Annotated in this window: 7 protein-coding genes and 4 pseudogenes; 8 read left to right on the top strand and 3 right to left on the bottom strand. The window is 57.3% G+C overall.

Annotated features, from left to right (window positions below; translation table 11 throughout):
• The 4 genes and pseudogenes from ACU0DV_RS21010 to repC form a co-directional block, all read left to right on the top strand.
• Positions 1-794 (top strand): annotated as a pseudogene (locus ACU0DV_RS21010) (recombinase family protein); the annotation flags it as partial.
• A 341-nt stretch (positions 795-1,135) separates the two neighbouring features.
• The gene (gene repA, locus ACU0DV_RS21005) at positions 1,136-2,335 is read left to right on the top strand and encodes a plasmid partitioning protein RepA (RefSeq protein WP_027264275.1); all 1,200 of its coding nucleotides are present in this window, start codon (positions 1,136-1,138) and stop codon (positions 2,333-2,335) included.
• A complete protein-coding gene (gene repB / locus ACU0DV_RS21000) occupies positions 2,335-3,303 on the top strand; it encodes a plasmid partitioning protein RepB (RefSeq protein WP_223228107.1) in 969 nt (322 codons plus the stop codon). The genes repA and repB overlap by 1 nt, the downstream gene beginning before the upstream one ends.
• Positions 3,304-3,539: 236 nt before the next feature.
• Entirely contained in the window at positions 3,540-4,595 is a 1,056-nt protein-coding gene (gene repC, locus ACU0DV_RS20995) for a plasmid replication protein RepC (RefSeq protein WP_027264273.1), read from the top strand.
• Between the two features lie 174 nt (positions 4,596-4,769).
• Here repC and ACU0DV_RS20990 read toward each other — a convergent pair whose 3' ends face one another.
• Together ACU0DV_RS20990 and ACU0DV_RS20985 are read right to left on the bottom strand one after the other, a co-directional pair.
• Positions 4,770-5,282 carry an RES family NAD+ phosphorylase gene (locus ACU0DV_RS20990; protein ID WP_027264272.1) on the bottom strand — a complete coding sequence of 171 codons (513 nt, stop codon included), beginning with the start codon at positions 5,280-5,282 and terminating at the stop codon, positions 4,770-4,772.
• Positions 5,282-5,632, bottom strand: coding sequence for an MbcA/ParS/Xre antitoxin family protein (locus ACU0DV_RS20985; RefSeq protein WP_027264271.1), 351 nt, complete (start codon positions 5,630-5,632; stop codon positions 5,282-5,284). Before ACU0DV_RS20985 ends, ACU0DV_RS20990 begins: the two co-directional genes overlap by 1 nt.
• 432 nt (positions 5,633-6,064) lie before the next feature.
• Between ACU0DV_RS20985 and ACU0DV_RS20980 the strand changes: the two are divergent.
• From ACU0DV_RS20980 to ACU0DV_RS20965, 4 genes and pseudogenes are all read left to right on the top strand, one after another.
• Positions 6,065-6,292 (top strand): annotated as a pseudogene (locus tag ACU0DV_RS20980) (hypothetical protein); the annotation flags it as partial.
• 28 nt (positions 6,293-6,320) lie between these two features.
• Positions 6,321-7,079 (top strand): DUF6927 domain-containing protein, encoded by a 759-nt coding sequence (locus tag ACU0DV_RS20975; protein WP_446273578.1) that lies wholly within the window; start codon positions 6,321-6,323, stop codon positions 7,077-7,079.
• A 124-nt stretch (positions 7,080-7,203) separates the two neighbouring features.
• Entirely contained in the window at positions 7,204-7,530 is a 327-nt protein-coding gene (locus tag ACU0DV_RS20970) for a type II toxin-antitoxin system PrlF family antitoxin (RefSeq protein WP_027264269.1), read from the top strand.
• Positions 7,527-8,045 (top strand): annotated as a pseudogene (locus ACU0DV_RS20965) (type II toxin-antitoxin system YhaV family toxin). Before ACU0DV_RS20970 ends, ACU0DV_RS20965 begins: the two are co-directional and overlap by 4 nt.
• Positions 8,046-8,072: 27 nt before the next feature.
• Here ACU0DV_RS20965 and ACU0DV_RS20960 read toward each other — a convergent pair.
• A pseudogene (locus ACU0DV_RS20960) lies at positions 8,073-8,415 on the bottom strand (recombinase family protein); the annotation flags it as partial.

Raw genomic sequence — 8,415 nt, 5'->3', positions numbered from 1 at the left:
ATGCGCCGAGATCTTTGAAGAGCACGCCTCAGGCGGCAATCGTGCGCGTCCGGTGCTTGCACGTGTGCTGGAGCGGATCGGCAAGGGCGACACGCTGGTCGTCGTCCGGATCGACCGCCTCGCGCGGTCTTTGTCGCACCTTCTCGAGGTGATTGAGCGTCTGGAGGCCAAGGGCGCCTTCTTCCGCTCCCTGCAGGACCCCATCGACACTGCATCGCCGCAAGGCAAGTTTAGGCTGCAGGTTCTGGACGCCGCGGCCGAGTTCGAACGCGCCCTAATCCGTGAGCGCACGAAGGCCGGGCTTGTCTCTGCGCGCGCCAAAGACCCCGCTGCGCTGCGCAAGGTGCGGCTGGCGCGACAGGACGGCTATATGGAGCGCTTGGACGAGACCGCGCAGGATTGGGTGCCCCACGTGCGCCGCTTGCGCCCCGATATTGCTTGGGAAGACGTGCTGCGGATTATCAATGGCCCCCCTGCCCCCAGATCGCCATTGGACCCAAAGCCGCCTGCTCCGCGCTGTGAAGGCCTATGTCAGAGACGGTTTCCTGCCTGCCGAGGTGCTTCGGCGCGCCGGACGCCGCGAAACCGATGACCGCCTGCCGGCCATCGTGGCGGCCATCAAAGGGTCGGACCCAGATATCACGCTACAAGCGATCTGCGACCGGTTGGAATCCATGCGTGAGCGCACCCCTCGAGGCCGCACCAGCTGGCAACCGTCCTCCGTCAGGATGCTGTTGGAACGGGCGGAGCGGCTTGGCCTAATTTCATCAGAATCGGCTCACCCCCAACCGTAACTAGCAGAGACCCAAACAGCTGAATCTATCGCTCCAGACACCGTCAGAAGGTCAATTGTGCCATTGGTTGCATGGGTTTAGCCAATACCGTCCAAAAAATGCTCATGAGTGGCCTGAAGCACGGTCTTGTGGATTTATTACCATAAAATCAAAAACTTGCGGGTATCTTTATGTGACTTACGTATTGGTGCTGTGGATAACTTTCACACTACATCTAGATTCTTCTTGCCGGACTCACTTGATCGTGGCATTCCCGTTCTGACGGCAAAACGCGTCAGACGCGCTGTACACCGTCAGAATGACCAAGAGCCTCAACAGAGGCCGAGAGTGGGCGGCAGGACATGGATGATCGTAACGTTGGATACGCGCAAGGCATAGGCTCTTCCGACATCGGAGCATTTGCCGACAATCTGGCTGAATCTTTGGATCGCCAGATGAAGATCGCTTTCGAGCCCGAAGAACGAAAGTCCCTGCGCCGTTTCAGTTCAACCGAGGTCGCCAGCCTCCTGCGCGTAAGCACATCTAACCTGCGCAACCGGCACAAGGACGGCAGCTTCCCGGAAGTGCATACAGACAACCGCGGACACCGGTTCTACACAGCCCAAGAGATTGATGAGTTGCGTGATATTCTAGGGCGCACTGGAAAGAACGTAGAAAGTTACCGCCCTGGTCGACGAGAGGGCGATCGTCTCCAGGTAATATCGGTCGTCAATTTCAAAGGCGGATCGTCAAAAACGACAGCAACGATACATCTTGCACAACGGTATGCCTTGCGAGGCTACCGAGTGTTGGTCTTGGATCTCGATCCGCAGGCAAGTTTGACCACCTTTTTCGGCTTTCGGCCTGAGCTCGAGTTCGCCGAAGGCGGCACAATCTATGATGCCCTGAGATATGAGGAGCAAGTTCCGCTCTCAGCCGTCATCCAAAAAACCTACTTCCATAAGCTCGATATGGTCCCAGCGGGCTTGATGCTCTCGGAATACGAAACTGAGACGGCAAATGCCCTCGCCCGCCGGGTGCAGCCCATATTTGCGGAGCGTCTCGCCTTAGCGCTTGAGGAAGTAGAGGCGAATTACGACATCGTTCTGATCGACTGCCCACCTCAACTTGGTTTCTTGACCCTTACGGCGTTGGCAGCCTCAACGGGACTTTTGGTAACCGTGGTACCTGGCATGCTCGACATCGCTTCCATGAGCCAGTTTCTGAAACTTGCTTCGGAAACGGTCAAGGCCGTGGAAGAAGCCATTGGCCGGCGCGTGACCTGGGACTTCGTAAAGTTCTTGATCACGAGATACGAACCGTCGGACGGGCCTCAGACGCAGATGGCGGGCTACCTAAGATCGATCTTGGCCGGACAGGTCATGACTGAACCAATGCTGAAATCTACGGCGATCTCAGACGCTGGTATGACCCAGCAAACCGTCTACGAAGTTGATCCGAGCCAATTCATCAGAAAAACGATTGATCGCGCTCTGACCAGCGTGAACGGCGTTGGAGATGAGTTGGAACAGACAATCCAAATGGCATGGGGGCGCCGCTGATGGCCCGAAACATCTTCAATCAGCCACCAAAGGACGAGAAGGAGAGCGCGGCCCCCTCCCCTACCGCGCCAAAAGCGGCAAAATTGCCAGGATCTGTTGGCGGATTGCGCGACTCTTTGCGCGAGATCACCGCGAATTCCATTCGGGACATCGAGCCCGATCAGATTGAGATGGATGGTCTGCGCGATCGGTTAGTGCTGGAGGATTCCAGTATTGATGAGTTGGCCGAAAGCATTCGCAAGCATGGGCAACAAGTGCCAATTATGGTCCGTCCATCGGCCCAACCGGACAGATACCGTATCATCTACGGCCGACGCAGGCTTGCAGCGATCCGCATGATCGGTGGAACGGTCAAGGCGATCGTCCGAACTTTGGATGACGACGCATCTCTGATCGCACAGGGCCAAGAGAACAATCTCCGACTAGACCCGTCTTTCATTGAGAAATCTCTTTTTATCAAAGAGATGCAGGAATCAGGCTACAAGCCAAACGTCATCCAGGATGCTCTCGGTTTGACACGGCAGGGCGTGTCCAACCATCGCGTCGTCATAGAGCAACTGCCAGAAGGGCTTGTACAGTTGATAGGGCCGGCACATGGCATCGGACGACGGCAATGGGGTGATCTGGCTGCTTTCTCGAAAAAGATAGATCTGGTGAACACGGCCAAAAAAGTGATTGCCGCCCTGCCCGACGACACTCCAAGCGCGGAAAAGTTTCAGGCAGTCTACTCGGCTTGCTCGAACAAGGCACGTAGCGACAAGAAGCAAGCCAACGGCAGCCTAAAGTCCGTCGTCAAAGATGCGGACGGTAGCTCTGTGGGAACGCTGACGGTCGATCAGAAAACGATCGCCATCAAGATCGCCAAGAAGGACAACCCAGAATTCGGCCAATGGCTCGAAGAGCGCGCAGAGGCAGCGCTTTTGCAGATCTTCGAACAGTGGCGGAATGAGAGCGGCTCTGGGTCCTAACCCAAGCCACACAGAGTAACGCGAGCAGAGGAGAAAAGCGAAGACCAGAAGAAAAGAGCCCCCCAAAGTTTCCCCTGGAGAGCCCTCATCATTCGATTAGCACTCATGATGTAGCAACCTCCAACAAACCGGTCAAGAGTCACCGATTCGGTGGACGGTTTTTTTTGCCTTTTCCTGAGCAAAATCTCGGGAAAAGACTGGGAAGCTGTGGGCCGAACGGTCGTCGTGAACAAACCATGGCATTTACAAAACTATCGATCAAAACCGCTGGTGCTGTTGCATCAAGCGGCTCAATTTCTGCGGCTGAAACCGACATTTGGACCATCTTCAGGGCACTGAGAGATGCACGGAGCGTATTCGGTCTGCGTCCTGGCCATATCCAAACACTTCAAGCCATGCTCAGTTTCTTGAAGCCCGGCCACGGCGAAACGGTTTTCGCGTCCAACGACTCGATTTGCCAGCGCGTCGGCGGTATCGACGAACGGACACTCCGCAGACACATCAACCGCTTCGTCGAACTCGGTTTCATCAAACGCAATGATAGCTCGAACCGGAAGCGATACCGCGTTCGCTCGTCCAGCGGGGAATGCATCAGCTATGGACTGTCTCTAACCCCCCTCATCCAACGTGCAAGCGAGCTTATCGCCATCGCACATGAGATGGAAAATAACCGGCGGGATCGGATATTTATCCGCAAACAGATCCTTACAAAGCTCGCCAATTTGGAAAAGCATGATCCCTGCAACACATTCATCACCCACGCACGGAGAGCTCTACGCAGGAAGCTGAGCCTGCCCGAATACCACGCGCTGCTCGCTGACACGGACAAAGAATGCCGGAATTTGAGTACACCAGATGACCCACCAGAAACTGTGGAATTGCCCGCCAATGACGGACAAACTGTCCGGCACCAATCTAAGTCTGAAGAAGAAAAAAAAGATTTAGATAGCAACATAGGCAATGAAGCTCTGAAACCAGACTTGCTAACCTCAGTTTGCGATCAAGCGACGTCGTTCTCCACAGAGAGACTTAGAAACTGGTTGGACATTGAAAACCATGCTCGAACACTTGCACCCATGATGGGGGTTCACCCAGATACATTCGAAAAAGCCAAGAATGCAGTAGGAGCTCAGAAAGCGTCATGCGCCATCTTCATCATGCTACAACTTGGAAGACGCATCAGGGACTTTGGAGCGTATTTTCACAGTATTACCTTGGGCCAACGTCAAGACCAGTTTGATCCAGTGGCTTTGATCAATCGTCTATCCAAAACTGCTATGCAACCCGCCTAGTGTCCACCGCGGTGGACGTCTGACTGGCAACTAGTCCAATTACGCGTGGTCTCTCCACATGCATCAAAGCCACCGAGCCAAATTCCAATAGGGCGATACTGCGCGGTCATTCCATGTTCCTCCGTCCGGTCGATGTCCACCGCGGTGGACAGATCCGGCACCAAGTCTCACACCTCACATTCGTGACAGCCGTTCTTCGTCATCCACGACGTCAAGTGAACCGCCCTTGCCATCCCAAGCCCACAGGACGATGTCGAAGTCCGATGACGACGCACCCTTCGCAAAACTCTTGATCAGGAACCCCGCAAACCCATCCGCTATAAGGGCGCTTGCTAAATCCTGTGTCGGCACAGGTTGACCGTCGAGCATCTTCATGCGCCATGCAGGGTCGGCAAGTATTGACGCTGTCACACCATACCGTTCGAGCCTGTCCTGATCGCGGGTATCGAAAATTGGCCCCAGGTCGGCATTGTACGACACCAGGATCGTGGGTTGCAGGCTGCCTACCTGGTTGGCTTCTCTAAGAGCGGTCGCGGGATCCAGCGAGGTGTAGAGGGCAGGGGTGCCCTTGGCATTAAAGCGCCCTCCATAGAGTTCGGCGCCCCGTCCGGACAAAGGTTCACGCGCATAGACGGCGTTCAGGGCGCGGTAGAGCGGCCCTGAGTAGCGTCCATCTTTCAGCGGCATCAGGCAAAGACGCCCGCATCGACCGCATCGATGTATTCCAGAACTTGCTGAGCTTTGCCTTCCTGCACCAGCTGCATGGCTGTCCGGCCATCAAAGCCGGGCAGGGGCTCTGACCGGTACCATGCATAGGCCATCAGTTCCGAGCCGAAGCGGGGTTCGACTTTGTTCAGCACCTCTACCAATTCGCGCAGGCGGCGCTGCGTCTTGTCCGAACCAATGCGGGCTCGCCTCTGCAACGCGTCTTTGCCCAAGCCGACGGTCAATGCGATCTCTTCTGCTGATGTGCGTAGCACAGCGGCGATCTTGCGCGGTTCGAATTGCCCAGCTTCAGCAAAGTTCGTGATATGCATGATCTATGCTCCTACAGTGATACTGACGGTATATAGCGACAATATTGCTGAATTTCAAGTTGATAGGAGATACTGCGCCTTCGTTTCCCGTGCTAATCCGTAACGCTGCATTGCTCTGAACGAAGCAAATCCTGATTTTTGGGCTTGAGAAGTCGCCGTTAGAGCGCTTTTGCCGATCGAGAACGTCAGATAAGTTATTGATAATATGAGAAAGGCTGCAGCAGTCGGACCGGAGTTGCCGATCTTGGATCGGAACCGCCACTTACTGCATCCAGTCACGGGGGTCCGCGGTGGTGTCGGACCCTCGGCAGTTACCCCGGACCAGTTGGCTAGTGAAAAGGGAAAGTGGACTTCGGGTTTTTGTGACCGACGGATGAGGGCCTTTGGGGTGCCTCTGACGAGTTCGGGCCGGGTTCCGGTCTGCCGTTACGGATGAAGGGCATTCCCATGCAATCAGGTGTCTTGCGCGTGTTACGCGCGACCGCTGCCTCTTGGTGGCGGCATATAGAGCTGCGCCGAGCCGGTCAGACAGGGCTGGCACGGCAGCTCGAGCGGAAGGCCGTTCTCCGCGATCTCGCCTATCTCAGGCAGGCGGCGACGCTGCCGAATGCCCATGTCATCTTCGGAGAAGGCGGAACGTTCCTTCAACTCGGTTGGACCTTCCCACACTCAACCGAAAGACATCCCCATGGCTATTCTCAAGTTCTCCACCTCCGCTGTCGCGGCGCAGATCGCCCACGCGCGTGCCTGCAAGACCTTCCTGCCCAACTGGAACGGACCCGTTGACCGGCCCGCCCTGATCCTCATCGTCGGCAATGGCGTGCATCTGCGCTCGAACGGCATTGATGGCACGACCACCCGGCTCTGCAACTTCGAGAGCGACAGGCGCAGAACCGAACTGGTCAAGGCTTGCAAGGTTGGCTCCACCTGGTATGCGGCGGCAAAGGTCACAAGTCTTGACGGCACCCCTGTCGAGGATGCGACCTATGTGACCGATGCGAATGGCTCGATCACTTTCGGGGCTGTCTTCCTCACCCGATACGATGACGGCTGCTGGGGCTACAAGGATATGGAGGAAAGCGCGGGCCCGAACGCGTCGCGCGCGCCCCTTGCGCTGATCGAACTTCTCTCCGATCTGAAATACCCGGACAGCTACGCCCGGGACTGGCGCCAGCGCTGCCGGGATTGGGCCGCGATCCCTGACTACGCCGAAGGCGACAAGATCAAGCTCGCAAAACCGGTGACGCTCACCGACGGCAGCACCTGCCAGATCGTCACCGCGACCCACTACAAGCGGGGGCGGCAAAAACGCCGCTGCTACCGGATCGAGGAAACCGGTGGGCTCGTACGCCTCTCGAAGGCCACGCTTGCGGGTTCGGAGCTGCTCAGCTCCGCGAAAGGTGCTGCCAGCCCGGTGCTGGCGGAGTATCTCGCGGGGCGAGAATAGGTGCTGCGCCGGACGGTTCATCGACCTGCGGGCGACAGCAGATCCTGCGGCTTGTCTTGACAAGACAATGCAAGTGCATTACCTATTGCGGTCAGCAAAGCCCCTTTTCTTTCAGGAGACTGCCATGACAGCGCTCGCACAAGACGTCTCGAAACTCACGGACCGGTATCAGACGACCGTGCCGGCGGGTGTGCGCAAGCAGCTCAAGCTGGGCAAGGGCGACCAGATTCGCTACTGCACCGAGCCGAGTGGCAGGGTCTATATCGAGCCCGTGCGCGCCGAAGAGGATGATCCCGCGCTCGGCGCGTTTCTCGATTTTGTCGAGGCCGATATCAAGGCGCATCCGGACCGCATTCGGGCGTTCGATGGGGCTTTGCATGATCGTCTTGCAGCACTGGTCGGAGACGTTGACGTCGATCTCGATGCGCCCCTATCGCTCGAGGATGAATAAGCGGCGATAGCGTGCCCGCCCAAGCGCCCCTTGTCGTAAACGGATGGTCGATTTATGCGCATCCGCTCTTTCTGGACCAGCTCGAAGGGCTGATCGAGGAAGTCGAGGCGCGTAAGGCACGCGATCCAAAGACCTGGCGCAAGAAAAACCCGACGAAACGGCTGGCCGCCATCTTCTAGCTGGTCACCGAGGCCATACCGGCAGATCCGAGTGCCGCAGCCTACCGGCAAGGCAGCACGCTCGGGGATCACCGCAAGCACTGGTTCCGGGCGAAATTCTTCCAGCAGTATCGGTTGTTCTACCGGTTCAACAGCGATGCGAAGGTCATCGTGGTGGCCTGGGTGAACGACGATAAGACCCTGCGCGCCTACGGCAGCAAGACGGATGCCTATGCGACGTTCAAAGGGATGCTGGAAGATGGAAATCCACCTGACGATTTCGACGCGCTCTTGAAAGAAGCGGCGACGGCGGACAAGCGGTTCGAGACGTCTCTTGAAGCGGCGCCCGATCGGTAACCCCTACATCTCCATGCAGATCGATGTCGGCTTGCCACCAACGCGCCCTTTGGCGCGCGCAGAGGCAAGACCCGCCTTGGTACGCTCGCGGATTAGCGCGCGTTCGAACTCGGCCGCGGCACCGAGGACCTGTAGTGTGAACTTGCCTTGCGGCGATGCAGTGTCGATCGGGTCCTGCAGGGACCGGAAGTAGGCACCTTTGGCCTCCAGCCGCTCGATCACCTCCAGCAGGTGCGACAAAGACCGCGCGAGGCGGTCGATCCGGACGACGACCAGCGTGTCGCCCTTGCCGATCCGCTCCAGCACACGTGCAAGCACCGGACGCGCACGATTGCCGCCTGAGGCGTGCTCTTCAAAGATCTCGGCGCAT

This window comes from Sagittula sp. (genome assembly GCF_052825245.1).
Note: the sequence above shows the minus strand (reverse complement) of the source record. Positions and strands in the feature narration are given on the sequence as shown.